This is a genomic window from Haloferax gibbonsii (assembly GCF_001190965.1).
Lineage (GTDB): Archaea > Halobacteriota > Halobacteria > Halobacteriales > Haloferacaceae > Haloferax > Haloferax gibbonsii.
In genome coordinates, this window is sequence record NZ_CP011947.1 from 972,836 (window position 1) to 997,755 (window position 24,920).

At 66.6% G+C, this 24,920-nt stretch carries 26 protein-coding genes; 8 read left to right on the forward strand and 18 right to left on the reverse strand.

All coding sequences use genetic code 11. The annotated features are described in order from the left end of the window. Position 1: 1 nt before the first annotated feature. The 3 genes from ABY42_RS05115 to ABY42_RS05125 form a co-directional block, all read right to left on the reverse strand. Entirely contained in the window at positions 2 to 1,606 is a 1,605-nt protein-coding gene (locus ABY42_RS05115) for a TrkH family potassium uptake protein (RefSeq protein WP_049905250.1), read from the reverse strand. 120 nt (positions 1,607 to 1,726) lie between these two features. Next, positions 1,727 to 3,064 carry a Trk system potassium transporter TrkA gene (gene trkA, locus ABY42_RS05120; protein ID WP_050458867.1) on the reverse strand — a complete coding sequence of 446 codons (1,338 nt, stop codon included), beginning with the start codon at positions 3,062 to 3,064 and terminating at the stop codon, positions 1,727 to 1,729. Between the two features lie 85 nt (positions 3,065 to 3,149). Beyond that, on the reverse strand, positions 3,150 to 3,686 hold the full coding sequence (locus ABY42_RS05125) for a type II toxin-antitoxin system RatA family toxin (RefSeq protein ID WP_050458868.1): 537 nt from the start codon (positions 3,684 to 3,686) through the stop codon (positions 3,150 to 3,152). An 89-nt stretch (positions 3,687 to 3,775) separates the two neighbouring features. Here ABY42_RS05125 and ABY42_RS05130 point away from each other — a divergent pair, with 89 nt between their 5' ends. The 3 genes from ABY42_RS05130 to coaBC all read left to right on the forward strand — a co-directional run bounded on the left by ABY42_RS05130 (position 3,776) and on the right by coaBC (position 6,880). Continuing rightward, entirely contained in the window at positions 3,776 to 4,774 is a 999-nt protein-coding gene (locus ABY42_RS05130; protein WP_050459895.1) for a DUF7551 domain-containing protein, read from the forward strand. Positions 4,775 to 4,855: 81 nt separating this feature from the next. After that, entirely contained in the window at positions 4,856 to 5,635 is a 780-nt protein-coding gene (locus ABY42_RS05135) for an FAD-binding protein (protein WP_050458869.1), read from the forward strand. Positions 5,636 to 5,722: 87 nt separating this feature from the next. Continuing rightward, a complete protein-coding gene (gene coaBC, locus ABY42_RS05140) occupies positions 5,723 to 6,880 on the forward strand; it encodes a bifunctional phosphopantothenoylcysteine decarboxylase/phosphopantothenate--cysteine ligase CoaBC (protein ID WP_050458870.1) in 1,158 nt (385 codons plus the stop codon). A 24-nt stretch (positions 6,881 to 6,904) separates the two neighbouring features. Here the strand turns inward: coaBC and ABY42_RS05145 are convergent, their stop codons facing one another. From ABY42_RS05145 to ABY42_RS05200, 12 genes are all read right to left on the reverse strand, one after another. Next, positions 6,905 to 8,647 carry a Na(+)/H(+) antiporter subunit D gene (locus ABY42_RS05145; RefSeq protein ID WP_050458871.1) on the reverse strand — a complete coding sequence of 581 codons (1,743 nt, stop codon included), beginning with the start codon at positions 8,645 to 8,647 and terminating at the stop codon, positions 6,905 to 6,907. Further along, positions 8,647 to 10,359, reverse strand: a complete 1,713-nt coding sequence (locus ABY42_RS05150) for a cation:proton antiporter (protein ID WP_050458872.1) — start codon at positions 10,357 to 10,359, stop codon at positions 8,647 to 8,649. The genes ABY42_RS05145 and ABY42_RS05150 overlap by 1 nt, the downstream gene beginning before the upstream one ends. Continuing rightward, entirely contained in the window at positions 10,360 to 11,838 is a 1,479-nt protein-coding gene (locus tag ABY42_RS05155) for a monovalent cation/H+ antiporter subunit D family protein (RefSeq protein ID WP_050458873.1), read from the reverse strand. Further along, positions 11,831 to 12,190 (reverse strand): cation:proton antiporter subunit C, encoded by a 360-nt coding sequence (locus ABY42_RS05160; RefSeq protein ID WP_004977544.1) that lies wholly within the window; start codon positions 12,188 to 12,190, stop codon positions 11,831 to 11,833. The genes ABY42_RS05155 and ABY42_RS05160 overlap by 8 nt, the downstream gene beginning before the upstream one ends. Next, positions 12,187 to 12,651, reverse strand: a complete 465-nt coding sequence (locus tag ABY42_RS05165) for an MnhB domain-containing protein (protein ID WP_004977543.1) — start codon at positions 12,649 to 12,651, stop codon at positions 12,187 to 12,189. The genes ABY42_RS05160 and ABY42_RS05165 overlap by 4 nt, the downstream gene beginning before the upstream one ends. Further along, the gene (locus ABY42_RS05170) at positions 12,648 to 13,184 is read right to left on the reverse strand and encodes a DUF4040 domain-containing protein (protein WP_004977542.1); all 537 of its coding nucleotides are present in this window, start codon (positions 13,182 to 13,184) and stop codon (positions 12,648 to 12,650) included. The genes ABY42_RS05165 and ABY42_RS05170 overlap by 4 nt, the downstream gene beginning before the upstream one ends. 2 nt (positions 13,185 to 13,186) lie before the next feature. Continuing rightward, a complete protein-coding gene (gene mnhG, locus ABY42_RS05175) occupies positions 13,187 to 13,504 on the reverse strand; it encodes a monovalent cation/H(+) antiporter subunit G (protein WP_004977541.1) in 318 nt (105 codons plus the stop codon). Between the two features lies 1 nt (position 13,505). Further along, positions 13,506 to 13,793 carry a cation:proton antiporter gene (locus tag ABY42_RS05180; RefSeq protein ID WP_008092688.1) on the reverse strand — a complete coding sequence of 96 codons (288 nt, stop codon included), beginning with the start codon at positions 13,791 to 13,793 and terminating at the stop codon, positions 13,506 to 13,508. A 2-nt stretch (positions 13,794 to 13,795) separates the two neighbouring features. Then, positions 13,796 to 14,890: a monovalent cation/H+ antiporter subunit E gene (locus ABY42_RS05185; RefSeq protein ID WP_004977539.1), complete on the reverse strand. Its 1,095-nt coding sequence runs from the start codon at positions 14,888 to 14,890 to the stop codon at positions 13,796 to 13,798. Positions 14,891 to 15,058: 168 nt separating this feature from the next. Beyond that, the gene (locus ABY42_RS05190; protein WP_004977538.1) at positions 15,059 to 15,538 is read right to left on the reverse strand and encodes an Lrp/AsnC family transcriptional regulator; all 480 of its coding nucleotides are present in this window, start codon (positions 15,536 to 15,538) and stop codon (positions 15,059 to 15,061) included. 89 nt (positions 15,539 to 15,627) lie between these two features. Further along, a complete protein-coding gene (locus ABY42_RS05195) occupies positions 15,628 to 17,829 on the reverse strand; it encodes a universal stress protein (RefSeq protein WP_004977537.1) in 2,202 nt (733 codons plus the stop codon). A 2-nt stretch (positions 17,830 to 17,831) separates the two neighbouring features. Then, on the reverse strand, positions 17,832 to 18,260 hold the full coding sequence (locus ABY42_RS05200; RefSeq protein WP_050458874.1) for an NAD-binding protein: 429 nt from the start codon (positions 18,258 to 18,260) through the stop codon (positions 17,832 to 17,834). Between the two features lie 539 nt (positions 18,261 to 18,799). Between ABY42_RS05200 and ABY42_RS05205 the strand changes: the two genes are divergently transcribed. The 4 genes from ABY42_RS05205 (at position 18,800) to ABY42_RS05220 (ending at position 21,629) form a co-directional block, all read left to right on the forward strand. Continuing rightward, complete coding sequence (locus ABY42_RS05205) at positions 18,800 to 19,201, forward strand: hypothetical protein (RefSeq protein ID WP_004977535.1); 402 nt, start codon at positions 18,800 to 18,802, stop codon at positions 19,199 to 19,201. A gap of 160 nt (positions 19,202 to 19,361) precedes the next feature. Beyond that, a complete protein-coding gene (hpt, locus tag ABY42_RS05210) occupies positions 19,362 to 19,928 on the forward strand; it encodes a hypoxanthine/guanine phosphoribosyltransferase (protein ID WP_004977534.1) in 567 nt (188 codons plus the stop codon). A gap of 102 nt (positions 19,929 to 20,030) precedes the next feature. Further along, the gene (locus ABY42_RS05215) at positions 20,031 to 20,714 is read left to right on the forward strand and encodes a type 1 glutamine amidotransferase domain-containing protein (protein WP_050458875.1); all 684 of its coding nucleotides are present in this window, start codon (positions 20,031 to 20,033) and stop codon (positions 20,712 to 20,714) included. Positions 20,715 to 20,783: 69 nt separating this feature from the next. Beyond that, a complete protein-coding gene (locus ABY42_RS05220; protein WP_050458876.1) occupies positions 20,784 to 21,629 on the forward strand; it encodes an HNH endonuclease in 846 nt (281 codons plus the stop codon). Positions 21,630 to 21,638: 9 nt separating this feature from the next. On the opposite strand, the gene ABY42_RS05225 is transcribed toward ABY42_RS05220, so the two are convergent. Then, on the reverse strand, positions 21,639 to 21,938 hold the full coding sequence (locus tag ABY42_RS05225) for a transcriptional regulator (protein WP_050458877.1): 300 nt from the start codon (positions 21,936 to 21,938) through the stop codon (positions 21,639 to 21,641). Between the two features lie 114 nt (positions 21,939 to 22,052). Here ABY42_RS05225 and ABY42_RS05230 point away from each other — a divergent pair, with 114 nt between their 5' ends. Continuing rightward, on the forward strand, positions 22,053 to 23,021 hold the full coding sequence (locus tag ABY42_RS05230; protein ID WP_004977531.1) for a sugar phosphate nucleotidyltransferase: 969 nt from the start codon (positions 22,053 to 22,055) through the stop codon (positions 23,019 to 23,021). 57 nt (positions 23,022 to 23,078) lie between these two features. Here ABY42_RS05230 and ABY42_RS05235 read toward each other — a convergent pair whose 3' ends face one another. Continuing rightward, positions 23,079 to 23,789, reverse strand: a complete 711-nt coding sequence (locus ABY42_RS05235) for a diphthine--ammonia ligase (RefSeq protein WP_050458878.1) — start codon at positions 23,787 to 23,789, stop codon at positions 23,079 to 23,081. A 72-nt stretch (positions 23,790 to 23,861) separates the two neighbouring features. After that, entirely contained in the window at positions 23,862 to 24,815 is a 954-nt protein-coding gene (locus ABY42_RS05240) for a phosphoadenosine phosphosulfate reductase family protein (RefSeq protein WP_050458879.1), read from the reverse strand. Between the last annotated feature and the right edge of the window lie 105 nt (positions 24,816 to 24,920).

The window sequence follows — 24,920 nt, forward strand, 5'->3', positions numbered from 1 at the left end:
GCTATCGCCGCCAGTACTCCGGCGTAAAGATGACCAGCACGGGCAGAATCTCCAGTCGGCCCACCCACATGAGAAGCACCATGTACAGCTTCGAGCCGTTGGAGAAGTCGAGATAGCTCCCCATCGGGCCGACGATGCCGAAGCCCGGCCCGACGTTCCCGAGGGTCGCGGCGACGGCGCTCATCGTTTCGAGGATGCTCACGTCGAAGCCGGTTCGCGCGGCGTCGAGGTGGAGCAGACCGGTCGAGACGAAAAAGAGCACGAGGTACAGGAGCGTGAAGGCGTAGATGCCGCGGATGGCCCGCTCGTCGACCGCGCGGCCCGCGAGCCTGACCGGGCGGACCGCCTCGGGGTGGGCCGTCGTGAACAGCTCTCGGCGGAGCGATTTCACGATGACGTACCAGCGGACGATTTTGACCGCGCCGCCGGTCGACCCGCCGGAGCCGCCGATGAACATCGCGAAGAGGAGGCCGTACTGCGTCGGCGCGCTCCACGCGTTGAAGTCGATGCTGGCGTAGCCGGTCGTCGTGACGATGGAGACGACCTGAAACACCGACTGGCGGACCGCGGGTTCGACGTTGCCGATGATGGCCGTGCGGATACCTTCGAGGTAGAGTTGGTCGTAGGTCTCGCCCGCCGGCGCGACGGACATGAGGCCGTCGCCGAGGAAGAGAATTCCGGCGAGAATGGCCGAGATGACCCCGATGACGCCGAGGTAGGACTTGAACTCGGTGTCCCGGAACAGCCGCTTCGGCTCGCCCGTGAGGACGTGCCAGAAGAGCGCGAAGTTGGTCCCGGCGGCGACCATGAAGGGAACGATGACCCACTGCGCGGCCGCCGAAAACGCCTCGATGCTGCGGGCCTCCGGGGAGAACCCGCCGGTCGGCATCGTCGTCAGCCCGTGGGCGATGGCGTTGTACACGTCCATGTTCGGGGCGTTGCCGGTGACGTGCAGGCCGTAGAGGAGGACGATTTCGAGCACCGTGAGGCCGAGGTACGCGCCCCAGAGCGCGCGGGCCGTCTCGGCGATGCGCGGGGTGAGTTTCTCGATGCCGGGGCCGGGCGCTTCCGCGTCCATCAGCTGTGCGCCACCCACGGAGAGTTCGGGGAGGATGGCGACCGCGAGGACGACGATACCCATCCCGCCGAGCCACTGGGTGAGCTGTCGCCACATCATGATGCCGCGGGTGTGGGAGTTAAACGAGATGTCGCCGAGCACCGTCGCCCCGGTCGTGGTGAAGCCGCTCATCGTCTCGAACAGCGCGTTCACCGGGCTCCCGAGGGTCGACTCGGGGTGGATGGGCGACGCGAGGAAGGGGATGCCGTGGGCCTCGATGAGAAACGGTATCGCGCCGACAATCGTGACGGCCAGCCACGTCACCGCGACCATCAGGAAGCCCTCGCGGGCTCCGATGTCGGGCTCGTCGGCGAGCCGTTCGAGCCCCGCGCCGACGAGGACCGTGACGGCCATCGTGACGACGAACGGGAGCACCGACTCGCCGTAGTACAGCGCGACCACGAGCGGGAAACAAAGAGGCACCGCGAGATACTTCAGGACGGTCCCCACGAGACGCAGGCTGGCTCTGTAATCGACCCGCAATTTCATCCGTGGACTAACGTACCGGGCGCCGGGTTCTTCCCTGTTCGGGTTCGCGGTCGCCCGCGCGACGACGTGACGGGGTCGAGTGTTCGGCGCAGAACGAGGACCGTGCGGCGACGGACCGACTTACAGGTTTGGTCCCACGTCGTCGATGACGCAGCTATCGACGAAGACGACGACGTGGTCGCCGGGTTCGATGACGGTGTCGCCGCGGGGGGTGATGAACTCGCGGCGGCGGGTTATCGCGCCGATGACGACGCCCTCGGGGAGCGTCGCGACCGACTCCCGAATCGGCTTGCCCGCGAGGACGCTCTCGGCGTCCACCTCGATTTCGAGCACCTCGGCCTTGTCCGATTCGATGAGTGCGACGTTCTCCGCGCCGCCCTCGCGGGTGAACCGCGTTATCTCTTCGGCGACGACCTCGCGGGGGCTGACGCCCACGTCGACGCCGACGGCCTCGAACAGGTCCACGTACGGCGTCGTGTCGATGACGGCGACGGTGCGTTCGACGCCGAGGCGGGCGGCGAGCAGCGACACGAGCAGGTTCTTCTCGTCGGAGTCGAGCGCCGAGACGAGCAGGTCGGCGTCGCCGATGTACTCGCGTTCGAGGAAGTCCACGTCGGTCGCGTCACTCTCCATGACGATGGTCCCCGGGAGCAGCTCCGCGAGTTCGCGGGCGCGCTCCGCGTCGTGCTCGATGAGTCTGGGCTTGAAGCCGCGCTCTTCGAGCAGGCGGGCGACGTGGTAGCCGATTTCGCTCCCGCCGACGATGACGACCTCCTCGGCGGTTCCCGGCGGTTCGTCCGGCGAGACGGAACTGGCGAACCCTTGGACGCTCTTGGGGCTGCCGATGACGACGACGCGGTCGCCGGGGCCGATGACGGAGTCGCCGCGGGGGATGGTGACCTCGCCGTCGCGGAGGATGGCCGCGAAGGTCAGCGAGTCGAACCGGTCGGCCTCGCTCACGGTCTGGTTGGCGACGGGGCTCTCCTCGTCGACTTCGAACTCGGCCATCTGGACCTGCCCGCCCGCGAAGGGGTCCACGTCGCGGGCGGCGGGGAGGCCGACGACGCGGACGATGGACTCCGCGGCGAGCAGGTTCGTACAGACCATGAAGTCGATGCCGAACGCCTTCTCGGAGCGCTGCCACGTCCGGAGGTACTCCGTGTTCTTGACGCGGGCGATGGTGAAGGCGTTCGAGATGGCCTTGGCGGTCGCGCAGGCGACGATGTTCGTCTCGTCGTCGTCGGTCGAGGCGATGACCATGTCGGCGCGCTCGACGTCGGCCTCTTCGAGCGTGTCCACGGAGGTTCCGTCGCCGTGGAGCGCCAGCACGTCGAGCGAGTAGTTCAGTTCGTCGACGCGCTCCGGGTCGCAGTCGATGACGACGACCTCGTGGGTCTCGTCGAGGTCGGCCGCGATGGACGACCCGACCTGCCCGGCACCGATGATTATCACGCGCACCAGAGACCAGCCCCTGTCATACCCCTGTGTTGGACAGCGGGCGCGTATGTGCATTTCCCTTCGCGAATACCCCGGCCACCGTCGCTCACGACCCCGGTTTCGCGTGTATCGTGAGTTCAACGCGCCGCGGCCGCCCCTCGATGTCGGCGACGATGCGCTCGACGATGCGCTCGGCCTCCTTTTGGAGCACCGGTCGGAGTTTGTCGATGACCCAGCCCAGCGAGACGAACCGCGGGAGGTCGATGTCGCCCGCGGAGACGCTGTCGGGGTCGTACTCGACCTCGAAGAAGACGCGGCAGGCGGTGTCGGCGTCCGACGGGGCCTCGTCGGGCAGGTCGTCGAGTTCCGCCACCCGCCAGCGGCCGACGGCGTGGACGTCCTTGGTGATGGTCCAGTCGATTCGCGTCGGCGGGGTGACGTCCGTCACCTTCGACTCGGCGGTGTAGGTGAGCTTCCACCACGAAAAGTACAGGGCGTACCGCGTGCCCGGCGACCCGTCGCCCGACTGTCGAACGTCCCGCAGGTGCTTCGAGTAGTCGGCGTACCGCGGGAAGTCCACGAGGAACTCGTATATCTCCTCGGGAGGCAGGTAGACGACGGTGCTGACGGCTATCTCGTCCACGAGCGTCGAATGGGGTCGGCGGAACCAAAGCCTTGTGGGCCGGAGCGCGTCGCTTCGACTGTCAGCCACAGATACAATCGCAACCTATAATCGGCCGGTCTCACCACCTAGAACCGAGATGGTGGGGGGGGACGCTTCGGGACATCAGAGCCGAGATTCGGTCTCTGGCGCGTTCCGACGGCGACTACGCGATAGTGTGCGGTCGAACGGGTTCGGAGCCCGGTGCCGCGACGGGCCGGCGGTTTCCGGACCGTCGCACCGCCGGGGCGGCCGCGGAACTGACGAGAGACTACCGGGCGGCGCTTCGGCGATACGACCCGAACATCCCGTACGACGACCCGCAGGTGTACGAGGTGTCGAAGGGGCCGCCTCGATCGGCCGCAGCGGGGTCGGAAGACGACTACACCCGCTACAGTGCCTTCTGTCACGACACCGCGGGTGCGCTGTTCGAGGCGCTGTCGGAACTCGGCCACCGGGAAGCCGAGACCGCCGCGATGGAGACGTACCTCACGCTGGCCGAGGTCGTCGACGACCACGACGACTTCTGTCTCACCTTGGTGTGGAGCCTGATGAGCGAACTGGACGTCCGCCTCTCGCCCGCCGAGCAGCGGGCGGTCGTCGAGGCGGCCGCGGACCTGTTTTGTCCGACTGCGACGCCGAACCCGGTTGACGCGACGCTCGGGCACCTCGAAACGGCCGGCTTCGTCGAGGGCTACTCGGTGCGGCCGATTCCCGACGCCGAGGCCGATGTCGGGACCGACCGGGCGTCCGAAACTGGCGTCTCCGCGAACGCCCGTACCGACGCTCGGACCGACGGCGACGACAGCTCTCGGACGTGGGAACTCACTTTCGGCGACTACGCGCTCGCGGAGCGGACCGGCCGGATTCCGACGCTCCCCATCGCCGTGTCGCTCCTCCGCCGGACGCCCGGGCGGGCGGTGCGCTTCATCGACGGCGAGGCGCTCTCGGACGGGCGCTGGCGGCTTCGCGTCCGGATGACCCCGGAAGGCGACTCCGCGGGGCTCGTCAGCGTCGAGGCGGCCGAGAACCGCTGGCTCAACGACCCGAGCGCGTCGCTGGGGCGGTAGCGCGCGTCTCGCGCGGCACGGGATTCGGCAGACTTCGGCGACATCCGCACGGTTTTACTCGCCGCTGAGCTATCGCACGGCATGAGCGAGACGAATCCACGAGACGCGCTCGTCGTCGGCGGCGGCGTCGCCGGCCTCACCGCCGCGACGTTCCTCGCGCGCGCCGACCTCGACACCCTCGTCGTCAACGACGGCGAGCCGATCGTTCGCCGAAACGCCCACCTCGAAAACGTCCCCGGCTTCCCGGCGGGCGTCAACAGCCGACTGTTCACCGACCTGCTCTCCGAACAGGCCGACCGAAACGGCGCGGACCGACTGACGGGTCGCGTGACCGACCTCGACGTGCTCGGCGACGACGAGGACCCGCTGTTCCGCGCGACCGTCGAGACCGACGACGGTGAAGAACGCGTCGAGGCGTCGCGGGTCGTCGCGGCCTCGTGGTCCGACGCGTCGTACCTCGAAGACACGGGCGTTGACCTCCGCGCCGCCGGGTCGAAGACCTACGTCGGCGTGGACGACCTCGGCCGGACCGCCGTTTCCGGCATCTACGCCGCGGGCCGACTGACCGAGATTTACCACCAGGCGGTCGTCGCCGCCGGCGACGCCGCGGAGACGGCCATCACGCTGGTCCACGACTCGGGGACGGCGTTCTACAACGACTGGGTCGCGCCGACCGGCTACTTCACCGACCGCGGCCGCGAGGTGCCACCGGCCTGCGAGGAGATAGACGCCGACGAGCGCGCCCGCCGCGAGCGCGAGTCCCGCGAGGTCATGCGCGAGTTCTTCGCCGAGCCCCACGACGAACCCCAGCGCACGCACCCGAGCCTCGTCGACGACGAACTCGGGCGACTCGACGAATAACCGACTCCGATTCGCGCGGGTGCGGTCCGAGACCACCCCGCGCGGACGCGAATCCTTTTAACCGATAGCGGGCGCAGAGACGAGTGAATGCTCGAAGGTGTGAACGTCGCGCTCGGGGTGACGGGGAGTATCGCGGCCGTGAAAGTCGTCGAGTTGGCGCACGAACTCCGACGGCGGGGCGCGTCGGTCCGCGCGGTGATGACCGACGCCGCGACGGGAATCATCCACCCGTGGGCGGTCGAGTTCGCCACCGACAACGACGTCGTGACCGAGATTACCGGCCGCGTCGAACACGTCGAACTCTGCGGCCGCGAGGGCTGGGCCGACGTGTTCCTCGTCGCGCCCGCGACCGCCAACACGGTCGGCAAGATAGCCGCCGCCGTCGACGACTCCCCCGTGACGACCACCGCGACCACCGCCATCGGCGCGGGCGTCCCGGTCGTCGTCGCGCCCGCGATGCACGAGCCCATGTACGACCACCCCGGCGTCCTCGACGCCATCGAGCGGGTGCAGTCGTGGGGCGTGGAGTTCGTCGACCCGCGCATCGAGGAAGGGAAGGCGAAAATCGCCACCGAGGAGGCCATCGTCACCGGCGTGGCGAAAGCGACGACCGAACAGACGCTCGCCGGGAAGTCGGTCGTCGTCACCGCCGGCGCGACGACCGAATCCATCGACCCAATCCGAACCCTCTCGAACCGCGCCTCCGGTCGCACGGGGCGCGCCGTCGCCCGCGCGCTCGCGATTCGCGGCGCGGACGTGACGCTCGTCCACGACGGCGACGACGTACACTACGCCGACGTGCTCGCCGTCGAGTCTGCGGCCGAGATGCTGGAGGCCGTCGAGGCCGCGGTCGAGGCCGACGCCGACGCGCTCGTCTCCGCGGCCGCCATCTCCGATTTCACCGTCGAGGCGGCCGACCAGAAGATTCGCTCCGGCGAGGCGCGCACGCTCGACCTCGAACCCGCGCCGAAGCTCATCGACGCGGTTCGCGAGTCGAAACCCGACCTCACCATCGTCGGCTTCAAAGCCGAGACGACCGGCGACGACGAGGCGATGGTCGGCGAGGCCCGCCGCATCATGGACCGTGTCGGCCTCGCGTTCGTCGTCGCCAACGACGCCTCCGTCATGGGCGCGGACGAGACCCGCGCGCTCGTCGTCCGCGCCGACGAGACGAGCGAGTACGTCGGGTCGAAAGACGGGCTCGGCGCGCGCGTCGCTGACGAACTGAAAACGGAACTCTCGTAAAAAACGACCCGGGCCGGCTCGGGACTACGCGAGTAGTCCGACGAGCACGCCGCCGAGTATCAACACGACGAGTGCGATACTCGTCGCAATCGTCGCCCGAAGGCTCCCGACGGTAATCGAGTCCGCATCGGATCGACCGAGACCGCCGGCGACCCGACGCAACGCGGGGTACGGGTTCGCAATCGCGCCCGCGACGTCGTAGGACGCGGTCGAGACGGCGCGGTCGACGGCGGCGAAGAGACCGGTCGAGCCGCGAACCAGCGCGCGGGTGCCGTAGAAGACAGCGGGATTCAACACGGCGTCGACGTCCGGCACGTTTCCGACCTTCGAGAGCGGTTTCTTCACGACGACGAAGCCGACGACCCCGAGCACGGCGAGCGCGAAGCCTTCGCCGAGGTGGCTGAGCGTGAAGGGGTGCGCGTCGGCGGTGCTTCCGGGCAGTATCGCGAACAGCGCGTCTGGGTACAGCCCGAAGGCGACACAGAGCCCCGCGACGCTGAGCATCGCGACCGACTGGCCCGTCCCGGCGCGGTCGAGCGACCAGTCGCGGTCCGCATCGCGGAAGAACGCGTAGTAGCCGAACTTGATGAACGACATGAACGTTCCGACGCCCCCGGCGAGGAGGAGATAGAAGATGCCGTCCAGATGTTCCTTGTGGGCGGCGGCGGTGATCATGCCCTTGCTGACGAACCCGTTGAAGCCGGGGAAGCCGCTAATCGAGAGGGCGGCGACGGTGAACGCGAGCGCGGTCGCCGGCAACGCCCCGCGGAGGTTCCCCAGGTACTTGAGGTTCTCTTCGCCGGTCCGCGAGAGGACGACGCCGGCGGTCATGAACAACAGCGCCTTGTAGAGGATGTGGTTGTAGACGTGCGCGAACGCGCCGGCGGTCGCGAGCGCCGTGCCGATGCCGACGCCGGCGACCATGTACCCGACCTGTGACTGGATGTGGTACGCCAGGAGCCGTCGCATGTCGTTTTGCATGAGCGCGTAGCCGACGCCGACCACGGCCATCGCGGTCCCCATGTACGCGATTGCGAGGTTCCCGTCGGGGAACGCGCGAGCGAGGCCGTAGACCCCGGTCTTCGTCGTGTACACTGACAGGAAGACGCTCGCGGCGAAGTGGGGACGCGGATACGTGTCGGGAAGCCAGGTGTGCAACCCGACGTATCCGACGTTGACGCCGATACCGAGCGCCGCGAGCGCAGCCGGAACGCCGGCCGCGATACCGCCGGTCGCCGAGAAGAGGAACGACCCCACCTCGACGTAGTGCCAGACGATAGCGCCCATGAGCAGGCTGCCGCCGAGCCCGTGGGCAATCGCGTAGCGGTAGCCCGCGCGCACCGCTTCGCCGCCGTAGTCCCAGACGAGAAGCGTGCTCGTGACCGCCATGAGCTCCCAGAAGAACACCATGGTGAGCCAGTCGCCGGCGAAGACAGCGCCGAGGCTCGTCCCCACGTAGCCGAGGGCGTAGGCCGTCTGGATGTTCCGCGCGTCCGACGAGTACGAGTAGAGGACGGCGGCAGCGCCGATGAGGCCGAAGATAATCCCCATCAACCGAGAGAACTCGTCGACGTTGAACAACACGGCGTCGAAGCCGAGGAACGTCACCGGCAGGTGTGCGCCGGCCGGGGCGAGAAGCGACCAGACGGCCACCCCGCCGGTCGAGAGCACGCCCAGGGCGTGCCCGACCCGACGCGAGACGAACGGCATGACGAGCGCGACCGCGAGCACGACGAACGCCGGCGGCAGGAGTGTGGCTGTCGACATCAGAACACCACCCCCGTCACGTCGGCGACGACGCGCTGGACGAGCGCGAGGAACACCGCCGTCTGGGGAACGACTCCGAGGACGATAGCCCCGGCCGCGGCAATCGTAATCGGGGCCATCATGAACCACGTGCTCTCGGTGCCGAGTCGACGACGTTCCCACCCGCCAGCCGGTGCGCCGCCGTGGTGGTGGTCGTGGTCGGATTCGCCGTCGGTCGCGGCGTCGTGGTCGGACTCGCCGTCAGCCACGGCGACGTGGTCGCTCGGATTCCGGTCGACGGCGTACTGCTCACCCTCGGCGACCGAGTCTTTCGACCCGCCGTCGGCGACTGCCCGCACGCCGCCGATGGGGAACTCGATGAGCGGTTTCGCGTCCGAGTCCTCCGGCGTCTGGAAGAACGCCTGGTAGATGACCGGCCAGAAGTAGCCGATGTTCAACAGGCCGGACGCCAAGAGCACGAACACGAAGACCGTCTGTCCCGCTTCGATGCTCCCGATGAGGAGGTACCACTTACTCACGAACCCGGCGACCAGCGGTAGACCGGCCATCCCGAGGCTCGCGACGGTGAACGCAATCATCGTCAGCGGCATCCGCCGGCCGATTCCCGCCATGTCACTGATATCGTCGGTGTGCGTCTCGACGTGAATCACGCCCGCACAGAAGAACAGAGTGAGCTTCATGAACGCGTGGGCGGGGATGTGGAGCAGCCCGCCGACGAGCGCCGCGGGGGAGAGTAGGGCCAACCCGAGGACGATGTACGAGAGCTGGCTGACCGTCGAGTACGCCAACCGCCGTTTGAGGTTGTCCTGTCGGAGAGCGATGATACTCGCGACGACGATGGTGAACGCGGCGACCGCGGCGAGCGGAAGGCCGACTCCGAGCGAGCCGACTGCGTCGGGACCGTACACGTCGAGGATGACGCGGGCGATACCGAACACGCCGCTTTTGACGACCGCGACGGCGTGGAGCAACCCGGAGACCGGGGTCGGGGCGACCATCGCGTCGGGGAGCCACGAGTGGACCGGCATGAGCGCGGCCTTCACGCCGAAGCCGGCGACGAGCAGCGCGAACGCGGCCCGCGCGACGACCGGGTCGGCGTTCGCGAGCGCGGCGATGCCGCCAGCGGAGAACTCGACGGTTCCGGTCGTCAAGAACACGAGCGCCGTCCCGGCCAGGGCGGCGACCCCGCCACCGAAGGTGTACGCGAGGTACTTCCGACCGGCCTTTCGGGCCTCCTCGGTCTCGTCGTGCGTGACGAGCGGATACGTCGCCACCGTCAACAGCTCGTAGAAGACGTACAGGACGATGAGGTTCGAGGCGAACGCGACGCCGAGGGCGGCGCTGACGCTCCCCGCGAAGGCCGCGAAGTACCGCGTCTGGGCGTGTTCGTCCAGCCCGCGCATGTAGCCGATGCTGTAGAAGCTCGTGATGAGCCACAGGAGGCTCGCGAGCAGGGCGAATATCATCCCGAGCGGGTCGGCCCGGAGGACGAACCGAACTCCGGGGACGAACGTCCCGAGGTCGGTGACGTACGTCGTCCCGTTGAGAACCCCCGGAACCATGCTTGCGACGATACCCAGTGCGGAGACCGCAGAGAGGACGGTGAAGCCCTCCCTGACGTTGGGACTGCGTTTCGATGCGACGATAGTGACGATACCGACCGCCGCGGCTAGCACCGCCGCGAGCGGTCTCAGTGAGAAAACGTCTGTCATTTAGAAGTACACCTCCAGTGCCGGTTGGATGACGGTGATGAGGTCGGAGCCGAGAACGCCGAGCACCACCGCGGCGACCGCCGAGACGACGACGACCGCGCGCATGCCGAACGACACCTCGACGGTTTCGTTTCCGCCGTCGGTCGAGACGGCGTCAGCCTCGGGTTCGGGCGCGGTGAAGTACATTCGCTCGATGACCCGGCCGAAGTACGCGAGGGTGAGAAGCGTGCTCACCACGACGACGGCCGCGACGGACCACGCGCCGGCTTCGACCGCACCGACGACGATGTTCCACTTCCCGACGAACCCGACGGCCGGCGGGATGCCGACCATCGAGAAGGCGAGCACGGCGAACGCCGCGCTCGACACCGGTGCCTTCGCGGCGAGTCCCGCGAAGTCCTCGACCGTCCGCACGCCGAGACCGGTGGCGAATACGCCGACGGTGAGGAACAGCCCGCCTTTCATCACCGCGTGGCCCACGAGGTGGACGACCGCTCCGACGAGCGCCGTCTCGTTCGCGAGGCCGATTGCGGCGACGACCAGACCGAACTGCGAGACCGAGGAGTACGCGAGCATGCGTTTGAGGTCGGACTGCATGACCGCGAGGACCGCCCCGACGACGATACTCACCGACGCGAGCACCACGAGGGCGTCGCCGGCGAGCGAGACCTCGTCGAGGAACTCAGTCGTGTACACCGCGTAGATGATTCGGACGAGCGCGTAGCCGGCCGCCGTCGAGACGAGCGCGGAGATGTACGCGCTGACGGTGTCGGGCGACTCGGCGTAGGCGCCGGGCTGCCACGTGTGCAGCGGGAAGACGGCGACCTTGACCAGGAGGCCCGTCACGATGAGCCCGAAGCTCGCCAGTATCGCCGGCGAGGAGTAGCCGACAGACGCGACCGCCTCGGTGAGGTCCGCCATGTTGAGCGTCCCCGTCATGATGTAGAGGTACCCGACGCCGAGCAGGTAGAGGGACGCGCCGATGGTCCCGACGAACAGGTACTTGAGGCTCGCTAACGCCGCGCTCGGCGACCGACCGCTGGCGACGAGGGCGTAGGTCGCGAGTCCCGTAATCTCCAGGAAGACGTACAGGTTGAACACGTCAGCGGTCGCGAAGACGCCGGAGATGCCGGCCGTGAGCAGTGCGAGTTCGCTGTAGAACGCGTTCGAGTGCGGCCCCGCGCGGCGGGCGTAAGCGAGCACGCCGAGCGTCGAAAGCGACACGAGCACGAGCAGCGGCGCGGAGATGCCGTCGGCGACGAGTTCGATGCCGAACGGCGGTTCGAACCCGCCGACGGCGTACGAGATCCGGCCGACGTCGAGAACCCGCGCCGCGACGGTCGCGGAGAGTCCGAGGTGGACGAGGCCCATCGCGGCCGCGACGAACCAACCGATTCGCTCGAACCGCCCCCCGAGAGCGACGGGGAACAGCGACGCGGCGATGGGAACGACCACGAGGAGGACGAGCGCGTCAGTCATCGACCTGCACCTCCTTGATGACGTCTTCGTCCAGCGAACCGTAGCCGTCGTAGATGCGGATGACGAGCGCGAGCGCGACCGCCGTCAGGCTCACCCCGACGACGATAGCCGTCAGGATGAGCACGTGCGGAAGCGGGCTCACGAACGTCTCTTCGCCGTGGCCGACCACGGGCGGAGCCCCGCCGTCGACGTACCCGGTCGTCACGAAAAACAGGAAGATGCCGACCTGGAAGATGTTCATACCGATGATCTTCTTGACGAGGTTCGGACTGCCCATGACGACGTAGAGTCCGATACCGAACAGCAGGATGCTCGCGACGTAGTTGTAGTGCGTCGTGAGGAGGTCGATCACGCGTCGTCACCTCCGGAGTCGTGGTTGAATCCACCCGCGAGGTTCATGAACAGCGAGACGATGACGCCCGCGACGATTGCGCCGATGCCGAGTTCGACGAGTTCGATACCGTACTTCACGCCGTGGCTGATACCGTAGGCGGCGTACTCCAGGAACGCCCCGTCGAACGCGAGCGCACCGATTCCGATACCGACGAACGTCGTCGCGCCGACGCCGACGAGGAGTCGGATGACGCTGTCGTCGAGCCACTCGCGCGTCGGCTCGATACCGAACGCGAACGCGAGCATGATGATGCTCGACGCGACGATCGCGCCGCCCTGGAACCCGCCGCCGGCGGACTCCGCGCCGTGGAACATGACGAACAGCCCGAACGTGAACACGAACGGGCTGACGACGCGAACCGTCGTCATGATAATCGTACTCTCGACGTACGCGCTGAGAGAGCCGTCGGTGGCGCTCATACGTACACCTCCTTGCGGAGGACGACGAGGACCGCGAGCCCCGCCGCGAGAACGACCGCGGCCTCACCGAGCGTGTCGAACCCGCGGTAGGCGGCCAAAATCGCCGTGACGACGTTTTCGACTTCGGTCTGCGGATAGGCGTTTTCGAGATAATACCGGGTGATCTCCGAGGTCGCGACCGGCGAGGTCGGGTCGCCGATAGTGGGGAGCGACCGAACCGTCGTGAGCAACACGCCCACGAGACCGGTCGCGATTATCGCGGGCCCCCACGCGACGCGCTCGAAGAGTCGGTCCCCGCCCGGCCGGACCGTTCGGACGATTGCCAGGAGGAACAACACCGTCGTGACACCCGCCCCGACGGCCGCTTCCGTCAGCGCGACGTCGGGCGCTCTGAGGAGGATGTAGACGATTGCGACGCCGAAACTGAACCCGGCGAACGCGATAATCGCGCTGAGGATGTCTCGGAGGAAGGCCACGGCGAGCGCGGCGAAGACGACGAACGTCAGCAACACGCCGTAGAGGAGTAACTGCACGTTCAGTCGCCCTCCTCATCGCTCGCGGTCCACGGTTCGATACCTTGGTCGTGGGCCGCCCGTGCGATGGCGTGAGCGGCCGTCGGGTTAGTGATGAGCATGAACAACAGAAGCAAGACCGTCTTGACGGCGGAGACCTCCGCGCCGAACAGGAGCGCGATGCCGCCGAGGGAGAGCACCGTTCCGAGCGTATCGCTCTTCGAAGTCGCGTGGGCGCGGGTGTAGAGGTCGGGCAGTCGGATGATTCCGACGACCGCGACGAAACTGAAGAAGACGCCCGCGAGGACGAGTCCCACGACGAGGTATTCGAGGGGCGTCATCTCAGAGGACACCCCCGCGCTCGACGATGAACTTGGAGATGGCGATGCTGGCGAGGAAGTTCAAGAGCGCGTACACGAGCGCGACGTCCAGGAATCCGGAGAGACCGAACGCGGCGGCGACGAGCGCCAACACGACGACCGTGTTCGTCCCGATGGCGTTGATCGCGATGACGCGGTCTTCCATCGTCGGTCCGCGGACGACGCGGTACAGGAGGACGACCGCGAACGTGATGAACGCGCCCGCGGCACCGAGTAACACCGTCTCGAACGTCGAGAGCTGTCCGAGCATCGTCACTCGTCACCGTCCGTTTGGTCGTCGTCGGTCCACGAGGCTATCGTCCCGCGCTCGGCGGGCGTCGGGATACGCGCCGCCGAGCGTCCGTAGAAGACGAACCGAACGGCGCGTTCGAGCGCGCCGCCCGCGAGCCCGTCTCGGGCGGAGCCGGTGAGCGAGTGGATGATGAGACTGTCGCGGTCCATATCGACGGTCAGGGTCCCCGGCGTGAGCGTGATGCTGTTCGCGAGGGTCGTCACCGAGAGGTCGCCCCAAATCGCCGCGCGGTACCGCTGCATCTCCGGGTCGATGGGGAGGTCCGGGTGGAGGATGATGTAGGCCACAGAGAAGTTGGCCTTCACGATCTCCCACAACAGGTAGGGAACGTAGAGGAGAAAGCGGGCGATTCGGGCGACGCTTCCGGTCGCGGACGGCGTGTTCACGAACGAGATGCGCGCGAAGACCGCCGTCACGACGCCGGCGGAGACCGCGCCGGTGACGAGGTTGAACGTGTCGAAGACGCCCGCGAGGAGGAGGTAGAACCCGAACGAGACGCCGAACATGGCGAGGGCCTTCGAGACGTTCGCTCGGCTGGGAAGTCGGCTGCGCTCGACGACGCGGTCGACCGGCGCTTCCTCGACCAGTAGCCCCGACCGCGCGAGTTCGAACTCGAGGGGCTGGAGCATCGGCGCGCTCCCGCCGGGTTGGTACTCCGGGTCGAGAACGATGCGGTCGAGGCCGCGGTCACGAGCGTACTCGAGGAGTACCTCGGCGAAATCGTTCGGTGAGAAGAGGTATCGGTCCTCGCCGACGACGGCGGTTTCGATAGAGACCGAGACGTCCTCGGCGTCGAGGTCGCCGTCGTCGTCGTAGTCGAGGTCGTCGTTCGCCCAGACGCGCGCCCGTTCGAGGGTTTCGGCGACGGCGTCGGCCGCCGAACGCTCGCTCTCGTCGACCAGTTGCCATCGGACGGGGTACACGAAGTGAACGGTCGATTCTTCGCCGGTCTCCGAGGCGATGCGCCGCGCCTCGCGGACCGCGTATGCGACGGTGTTCCGGAACGTGGACGACTCTCCGACCGGAACGAGAATACGGGAACTCGTATCGGGCATCAGCCACCTCCGAAGTCGGACCGGACGATTCGTCGGGACGTTCGATACTGGCTCATTGGTACTACGTGTCTGTAGCGAAAGCCAAGCAAAACCCTTTCCGCTATCCGACGGTCAGACGCGGGTCGCAGTGTCCAATCGAGACCGCTGAAACGGCGTCGACATCCGAGGTTACGGCTCGTTCGTCGAGTCTCCGGCGAACGGGCTGTAGGGACAAGTGTACTCGTTGCGGATTATCTCTTCTTCCGCAATCTCGAACCCCATATCGCTGAGTTCGCGCCCGATGCGACTCAGGTCGTCGCTGTTTCGACCGAGCGCGACGATGTGGACGTTCTTCTCGCCGGACATGATCTCCCGAACCGAGATGACTCCCTCGACCGAGAGGGCGTTCTTCGCGAGTTCTTCTCGCTTCGAAATCGGCGCCGTACAGAAGATGATCGTGTGGAGCTGGTAGCCGAGCGCCTCGTAGTCGATGTCGAGGTGGCTCCCCCGGATAATCCCGCTCGATTCGAGCTTCGAAATCCGGTTTCGAACCGTGCTCGAAGAGACGTTACGTGCGGACGCGATATCGTTTCCCGACGTGTGTCGCGCGTCTTTCTGCAGCGCATAAAGGATGTATCTATCGAGCTCGTCGATGGATGTCGACGCCATGAGCCGACCAATGGGGCTCCTGAAAATATGTGTTTTGGTCGCGTAAACCACCGACGAACGCGCGGAACGCGGTGAACTGTCCGCCGGGGTCAGAACAACCGACGGTCGAGCGCGCGCATGAGTCGCCCGCGCCGAGCCGCGTCCTGACCGTGAACCGCGAGTACCGAACCGCTCCACTCGTCGATGACCGCCTTCGCGTCCGACGCCCCGTTCCACTCGTCGGCGGCCACAACGAGGAGGTCGCTCTCGGTCGACGGGGCGTGGCGGCCACCGTCCGTGGAGAGCGTCCCCATCTCGACGGGCGCGCTACACAGCTCCGCGATGTCGGCTTTGTACTGTTCGAGGGACTGTCGCCGGGCCGCCGAGTCGGTGGTGTCCCCGCAGTGGCTCAGGTGGATTCGACCCTCGGACTCGCTCGCCAGCGCGTCCGCGACAGCGACTTTCGTCGGGTCGTACGGCCCCTGGCTCGCGAGCAGTTCGACGGTGTGAATCCCGTCGAGTTCGGGTCCCTTGAGTAGACCGGCTTCGCAGGGTGCGTGGCGGAGAATCCACGACGTGTCGGTTCCGAAGAGCCGCTCGCTCACGCGCTTTGTCCCCGTCGGGTGCTCTACGAGGAGGAAGTCGACGTCCTGGTTGTCGGCGTAGTTGACGACCGCGTGTCGCGTGTCGTGGGTGACGATGGTGCCGCACCGTATCGGCACGCCGAACTCGTCGTCGAGCTCGTCGGTCTGTCGTTCGAACTCGACGTCTGCGGGCGATTCGACCGCTGACGCGTAGGCCAAGGACGTCTGGTCCGGCACCGTCTCGAACCGCGCGACCGTGACCCGCCCGTCGTTGGCGCGAGCGAGCCTCGAAGCCACCTGAATCAGCGCCCGCTCTCTGGCTTTCGAGATGTCGTGCGAAATCGCCACGAGGGCGTGGTACTCGTCGCGGTGCGCTTGGATGGCCGCTTCGGCTCGTTCGACCGCGTTGCGGCTGACCTCTTGGCGAACAGCGTCGGCGGCCGCGCCCTCGCGGTCGACGCGAGACCGGGCGTAGACGAAGAACCAGAGGGCGCCCGCGATTGTGAGAACGACCGCGCCGACGAGCGGGACGGTCCCCATCTGCGTGAGGAGGACGAGACCGCTGACCGCGCCGAACACCTGCATCCACGGGTACAGCGGCGAGGTGAACGACGGTTCGTACTCGACGTGTCCCTCTCGGAACGCGACGACGGCGAGGTTGATGAGGACGAACACGAGGAGCTGGAACGCGCTCGCGAGCTTCGCGATGTCGAGCAGCGGAACGAACGCGATGAGGAGCAACAGCACGACGCCCGTGAGGGTAATCGACGTGCTCGGGGTTCCGAACCGGTCGCTAATCGTCGACAGCGACGGCGGGGCGAGTTTGTCTCGGCTCATCGCGAACGGGTACCGCGACGAGGAGAGAACCCCGGCGTTCGCGGTACTGACCAGCGCGAGGACCGCAGCCACGACGACGGCGACGACGCCGGCGGTTCCGAGCGACGCCTCCGCGGCGAGCGCCATCGGCGTCGCGCTCTCGGCGAGGACGCCGCGGTCGGTGACTCCGACCATCACGGCGACGATGAGGACGTAGAGGACCGTCGTGAACCCGAGCGACCCGAGGATGCCGAGCGGGATGTTTCGGTCGGGGTCTTCGACCTCTTCGGCGACGCTCGCTACTTTCGTCACGCCCGCGTAGGAGACGAACACGAGACCGGTCGCGGTGAGCAAGCCGCCGACTCCGCCGTTGAAGAACGGACGGAAGTTCGTCGACTCGACGGTCGGCGTCCCGCCGAGGACGAACCAGACGAGCGCGACGAGCATGATGGCGACGATTCCGACCTGTAGCCTCCCGGTCTGTTTCGCCCCGACGAGGTTGACGACGACGAGGAGCGCCGCGAGCGCGAGCGCGACCGGCGTGACGACCGTGGAGGGGACGTCGAACAGCAACAGCAGGTACGGCACGCCGCCGACGAGTGCGAGCGCACCCTTGAACGAGAGCGAGAACCACGTGCCGATACCGGCGATGGTTCCCAACAGTGGGCCCATCCCTCGCTCGATGAACAGGTAGGTGCCGCCGGCTTCGGGCATCGCCGTCGCCATCTCGGATTTCGACAGCGCCGCGGGCAGCACGAGAATGCCGGCGATCAAGTACGCCAGGATAACCGCGGGACCCGCGATGTCGATCGCAAGCGCCGGTAAAATGAAGATTCCGCTGCCGACCATCGCCCCGATACTGATCGCGAGCACCGAGAAGAGACCGAGGTCTCGTTCGAGCGTTTTTTCCACGTTTATCCTCCCGCTCGGGCGTCCTCTGCCGGTTCGGCGCTCGACCCGACGACCATGTCAGTGACGAGCGACGTGACGCAGATGACTTCCACACCGAGGTCCTCGAACACGTCCGTGTTCTGCGGGTCGTTAACGAGTACGGTGATTCGGTCGACGTCGAACGTCGTCCGCGAGGCCTGCGTGAGAAGCAGGTTCGTCGGGTCGACCCGCCCCACGACGATGACCGCGTCCGCGTCTGCGTTCCACGCGGTTCGGAGGGACTGTGGCTCGTCGAACGCCGCGACTCGCGCGTCGATGCCGCGTTCGATCGCGTGGGCGACCACTGCCTCGTTCTCGTCGATGAACGTGACGGATTCGTACTCCTCCAGTAGTCGCTCGGCGAGCGCGCGACCCGCGTGCTCTCCACCGAGTACGAGTGGTTGGTGTATCATGGGTATGGTCGTGACTCAAACTGGGCGCAGCGTTCGGTCACTCACGCTATCTATGGGACGGAAGCTTATATTTCAATCGGGTTTTGTAGCCAATCGACAAAATGAAAGGATAATATTTGTCGAATCGTCCTAGGATGCTGGAGAAGGCGGAACCGACCCCGAACCACTACGCTGTCTGTTGGTTTTGAGATGAGATAACTGAAAATTCGGGTACTGTAGTTCATTAAAAATCAATGTGTTTGTGCGATATCGCGCTCGCGGACACGTTTCGTAACGGTTCCTACCAGCCACGAGGGGGTCGAAACGCCGCCCTCGAGACCGGGGTCAAATCAGGGAGTCAGCTCTCGTAGTAGACGGCGGTTTCAGGTGGTCTCCGGCCGGATTTGGCGGGGGCGAATTATTACCTCCAGTGTGACCCTCAAATTTATAATACTGACTCACAATCGGACATCTATGATACGTCCAGGCGCGCGCTCCGGGCAGGGAGACGCGCAGCGTCAGGGCAAGGGGGGAAACGAATGATAATCGACCCGTCACGGATGGCATCCGTCAACGGACCGGGGCCCGACAGCGAGGTCGCGATGGACGCGCTTCGGGGGACTGCGAAGGGGGCAGTCTCTCTGGTCGCCGTCTACGGTGCGACGGCCTTCGACCTGTTTCACGTCGGGGAGTCGGTCCGCGAGGACTTCGGGAGTCGCGACGAACTCGTGACGCACCTGAGTTCGCTCGCCGAGGAGACTCGGCGCGAGTTCATGGAGCGCGGGCTGTTTTCCGGGCTTAGTCCGGTACAGAACAGCGTCGAGTACCGGTTCGAGGAACGCGACGGCTACGGCGTGTTGCAGGTCTACTGCGGCGGCCGTGGCATGCTGCTTTTCGTCGAGCCCGACGAAACCGTCGAACCGCTGGTGAAGACCGCGTCACAACTTCTCGGCGGGATGTAACCGTCCACGGAGCGGCGCGCTCCGTGCGGAGACCGTTGTCGGAGAGCGGTCGCGCTCGGCGTCGGTCGGTCCACGGTAGTCGATACCGCGAGACGTGGGTCGGCGTGTCCGAGAGCCATCGAACCGCCACATTTTATGCCTAACCGGGGAAACGAGCGCCATGGACCAGTTGCGTCAGTCCCTTCTCGACGCGCCGATCATCGAAAAAGGAGATTACGAGTACTTCGTCCACCCCATCAGCGACGGCGTTCCGATGCTGAAACCGGGGCTCCTGCGCGAGATCGTCATCAAGATCATCCGCAAGGCGAACCTCGAAGACGTGGACAAAATCGTCACGCCCGCGGCGATGGGCATCCACATCTCGACGGCCGTCTCGCTCATGACGGACATCCCGCTCGTCGTCATCCGCAAGCGCGAGTACGGCCTCGACGGCGAGGTCTCGCTCCACCAGCAGACGGGCTACTCCGAGGGCGACATGTTCATCAACGACGTGAACGAGGGCGACCGCGTGCTCGTCCTCGACGACGTGCTCTCGACCGGCGGCACGATGAAGGCCGTCCTCGACGCGCTCGACCACATCGGCGCGGACGTCGTCGACACCGTCGCCATCATCAAGAAGGCCGGCCCGAACGAACTCGACGACTCGGACCACCACGTCAAGACGCTCATCAACGTCACCGTCGAAGACGGCGAAGTCGTCATCGTCGACGAACACGGCGACGACTGACCCGACACCGACGCGGCCGCGACGCCTCACCGTCGCGCCGCCCTCCCCCGCGGATTTCCGCCTCCGCGGGGCCTTTTTGTGGCCGGACCGTACCCGGGAGCGATGACATCGGCGCTTTTCATCGTCAGCGAAGACGGCTACTGGGGAGAGGAATGTATCGAGCCGCTCACTACCCTGACCGACGCCGGAGTGGACGTGACGGTCGCGACGCCGACGGGCGCGCCGCCGGTCGTCGACGAGCGCTCTATCGACCCCGAGGAGGTCGGCGAGGAACTCGCCGAACGCGTCGTCGAGGTCCACGAGAACGACGAGCGACTGCAGAATCCGGAGCCGATTGCGCAGGTCGACGCCCGCGAGTACGACGCCGTGGTGTTCCCCGGCGGCCACGGAACCGCGTGGGACATCAATCAGGACCGACACGCCCGACAGGCGCTCTTGCAGGCGGTCGCCGGCGACGACTCGAAGGCGCTCGTCGTCTGTCACGCGGTCGGCATCCTCGGGTTCACCCGCGAGGCCGACGGCTCGTTCCTCGTCGAGGGACGCGAGGTCACCGGCTTCCCCAACGAGTGGGAGGAAGGCATCGTCGACGAAAACGACCTGATGCCCGACGGCCGAAAGCTCCCGTACTGGGTCGAAGACGAGGTGAAGGCCGCCGGCGGCGTCTGGGACGCCGAACTCGACAGCGACACCAGCGTCACGGTCGACGGCGACCTCATCACCGCGCGCGGTCCCGGCTCCTCGTCGGCGGCGGCGCGGACGCTCTTGGACGAGTTAGACGCGGCATAAGCGGCACCGCCCGGTGGCAACGAACCATCGTGGGGAACCCTTTTTCGTGACTCGTCCGTCAGTTCCGTCGTGAAACTCGCAGGGCTCTCGCTCGAACCCGGAGAGCGGTTGAGCGGGTCGGAACTCCGGTCCCGATTCGACCGCGGAATGACGGGCCGCGGCATCGAAATCTGCTACGACGACGACGACCAGCGGTATCTCCGCCTCTTTTCGAGCGACACCGGACCGTACGGTGACGACGTGACCGGCGGCCAGTTCACGTACATCGGAGAGGGGCGGACCGGCGACCAGACGCTCACCGGTGGCAACAAGTTCCTCGCGCGGGCCAAACACCATCCGTTACCGATATTTTTCTTCCATCGAGGGTCGGCCGGGGCTGACTGGGAGTACCAGGGTCAGGTCGAAGTCGTCGACTACGCGCACGGCCCGTTCGAGGGAGACGACAGGGACGTCTACCGATTCGTGCTCCGCCGCCGTCACGAGAGGCGAGAGCGGATCGACGAGGAAGAAGCCGCGGCGGACCTCGCGCCCGCGGAACGCACCGAGACGACGCGAAGCCGAATCATTCGAAACACGGCGCTTGCGACCGAGTTGAAAGAGCGGTACTCTCACACGTGCCAGGTCTGTGGAGAGCGTCGCCGTCGAGGAGTCCACGACGGCTACGCGGAGGCGCACCATCTCAAACCGCTCGGGCGGCCCCACGACGGCCCGGACGTCGAGGCGAATCTCCTCGTTCTCTGTCCGGACCACCACGCTGACTTCGACTACGGAATGATAGCCGTCGACCCCGAGACGTACACTATCGCCCACGCCTACGAACGCGAGTTGGACGGCACCTCGCTTTCGGTCCGCGAGGACCACGACCTCGACGCCGACTCCCTCGACTACCACAATCGGACCGTGGCGTCGTTTTAGACCGACCGACTACTCGATTTTGAACACGGCCTCTTCGATGCCCTCGCTTCGACACTCCGGGCACCGCGAGGGGTAGTTCACGGGGTCGTCGAAGGCGCTGAAGCCGCAGTGTTTGCACTCCGGCGGCGCGACGAGGAACTGCTCGCCGTCCGCTCCGTGGACTGTTTGAGCGACGTGCTGGAGGTGGCCGTACACCGACGACACCGAGACGCCGACGCTCGCCGAAAGCTCGGAGGCCGTCGCGGGGTCGTCGCGGAGGGCGTCGGCGATGCGCTGGCGGGTCGTCGTGTCGGACTCCCGGGCTGTCATATCGCTCGATTGGGAGTCGAAGGGAAAATCCCTTGCGCCGCCTTCCGCCCGGAAGTGTCAGCAGAATAGAGAGGATGCAAAAAGGCCTTGTCCACGTGGCGGGATTTGGGGGATATGAAGGCAGTCGTCCTTGCCGGTGGGTACGCAACGCGTCTGTGGCCGATTACCAAACACCGACCCAAGATGTTCTTGCCCGTCGGCGACCAGACGGTCATCGACACCATCTTCGAAGACCTGGAAGCCGACGACCGGGTCTCTGAGGTGTTCGTGAGCACGAACGAGCGCTTCGCCGGCGCGTTCGAGGAGTACATCGACGAATCGCCGTTCGAAAAGCCGACGCTGTCGGTCGAAGACACCAGCGAGGAAGACGAGAAGTTCGGCGTCGTGGGCGCGCTCGCCCAGCTCATCGACCGCGAGGAGGTCGAAGAGGACCTCGTCGTCATCGCGGGCGACAACCTCATCAGCTTCGACGTGGGCGACTTCGTGGACTTCTTCTACGAGAAAAACGAGCCGTGTCTCGCCGCCTACGACGTGGGCGACAAGGAGCGCGCGAAGTCCTACGGCCTCGTCGAACTCGACGGCGACCGCGTCATCAACTTCCAGGAGAAGCCCGAAGACCCCAAGAGCACGCTCGTCTCCATCGCCTGCTACGCCTTCCCGGCGGACGACCTGCCCAAGTTCGACGAGTATCTCTCCGGCGACAACAACCCCGACGAGCCCGGCTGGTTCATGCAGTGGCTCCAGCAGAACGGCGACGTGTTCGCCTACACGTTCGACGGCGCGTGGTTCGACATCGGCACGCCCCAGAGCTACCTCGACGCCGTGGCGTGGTACCTCGGCGGCGAGAACTTCGTCCACGAGTCGGCGACGCTCACGAACACCGAGGTCGGCACCAACGTCCACGTGATGGCCAACGCGGTGGTCGAAGACTCCGTGCTCGAAGAGTCCGTGGTCTTCCCCGGCGCAGTCATCCGAAACGCGGAGCTGAAGAACTCCATCGTCGACGAGGAGACGCACATCGAGAGCCTCGACCTCTCGAACGCCCTCATCGGGGCGCACTCGCGGCTGACGAACGGCCAGTAACGCGAACGCGGTCCGAACTGTAACCGCGGTCCGAACTGTAACCGCGGACGCTCTTTCTTAGCCGAGGTACGCGTCGGTGATGCGGAGCCTGCCGTGAGTCCCCTCCCACTCCGTCTCGTACTCCAGTTCGATGGGGCGGTCCATGTGCGGGCCGTCGGTGACGAGCGTCTCGAACTCGCCGCCCTCGCCGAGGATGTGGACGCCGTACTGCTCGTTGAGCGCCTCCAGTTCGTCGAGCGCGTCGGCGTCGAGCGTCCGGCCGAGCCACGACTCGTCGAGGCCGTGGGCCGCGACCTGGATGATGGTGATTTCGAAGCCCGCCTCGAGCATGGCGTCGCCGAGTTCGCGGGGGTCTTCCTGCCACAGCGGGGCGAACAGGTCGATTCCGAGGCGGTCGCACATCGCCTGAATCCGGTTGGTCTGGAACTCGCTTTCGATGGCTCCGGCCGTGACGCCCGCGAGGTCGATTTCGGACTGGAGGTCCGACAGCGCCGCTTCGAGGGGTTCGAGTTCGGCGTCGCCCTGCGCGCCCGAGTCGTCGGCGTCGGTCGCTTCGAGGTCGCCGGGGTGGACCTCGACGAGTTCGATGCCGGTGCTTTCGGCGGCGAGCGCGGCGAGGTCGGTCGCCGGCACGTGGTACATGTACGAGTCGTCGCTGGGGTGGACGGTCAGAAGACGGGTGACGTTCAGACCCTCCTCGAGCGCGCGGTAGAGCGCCCACGAGGAGTCCTTCCCGCCCGAAAAGAGGCTGACCCACTCGGCTGTCATGGAGGCGATAGCGTGTTGGGGGAGATAGGCGCTACGGTGTGGACGCCGCGGACTCGTTTCGAGCAGCTCGCATTACATGTAACCCAAGTCGCGAAGCCGACCCATCAGGTCCTCTTTGTCCTGCGCGCGCCCCTCGCGTTCCGCGCTCGCGCCGAGGTCCTGCACCCACGCGGGTCGGTCGTCGGACTTCGCGGAGCCGGATTCGGTGCCGAGCGAGCGGTAGCCCTCGAAGTACTTCGGCGAGACGGGGAGGTCGGCGGGTTCGACGCCCTCGGGCAGGTCGTCGAGGGCGGCGGGGACGTGGCCCGCGGGGTAGCCTTCGACCGAGTCGGGGACGATGTAGTTCCAGAACGCCGCCCACACGTCGGCCTCCTCGAACTGGAGGATGGAGTGGACGCGGTCGTGCGGCGGATATCTCTCGGAGTCGTGGCGGGGGCTGAAGAACGTCTCGTCGGCGCGGGCTTCCTGTTCGTCCCAGCGGACGCCCGAGAAGACGCCGTCGAAGCCGCGGTCTTCGAGCGTGTCGTTGAGCGCGACGGTCTTCAGCAGGTGGTTGCCCTCGAAGGTGTCGGCGTCGAGGACGATGGTCTCGCCCTCGTAGCCGAGGCGGGCGAGTTCGCGGCGGGTGTCGTCGCCGAGCTCCGAGAGGGGAATCTCGTCGCCGGGCGACGCGCCGAGTCGCGCGAAGTCCTCGTTGCGGGCGACGACGAGGTCGAGGCTCCATCGGTCGGCCCACTCGCGGACGAACGCCTCGGTCTCGTCGAAGTGCTCGAAGTGGTCGATAAAGACGACGGGCGGGACGGGAACGCCCATGTCGGCGGCGACCTCGCGGACGACGTAGAGGACGAGCGTGGAGTCCTTGCCGCCGGTCCACATGACGGCCGGGCGCTCGTACTGTTCGAGGGCGGTCGCGGTCACCGCGGCCGCTTTCTGGAGTTTGTCTTCGAGCGTCGGGTAGTCGGCGGCGGTCTGGTCTCGGCCGTCGGCGTAGTCGAGGTCGAGATAGTCGGGGAACGCGAGGCTCATGCCACAGATGTCGCTCGCCGAGGATATCCCTGTTTCCGCTGCGAGACAGTCGCAGTCGCGGTCACTCTCTGCAGTCGGCGTCGGGGAGCCAGCGTCGAAAAAGAA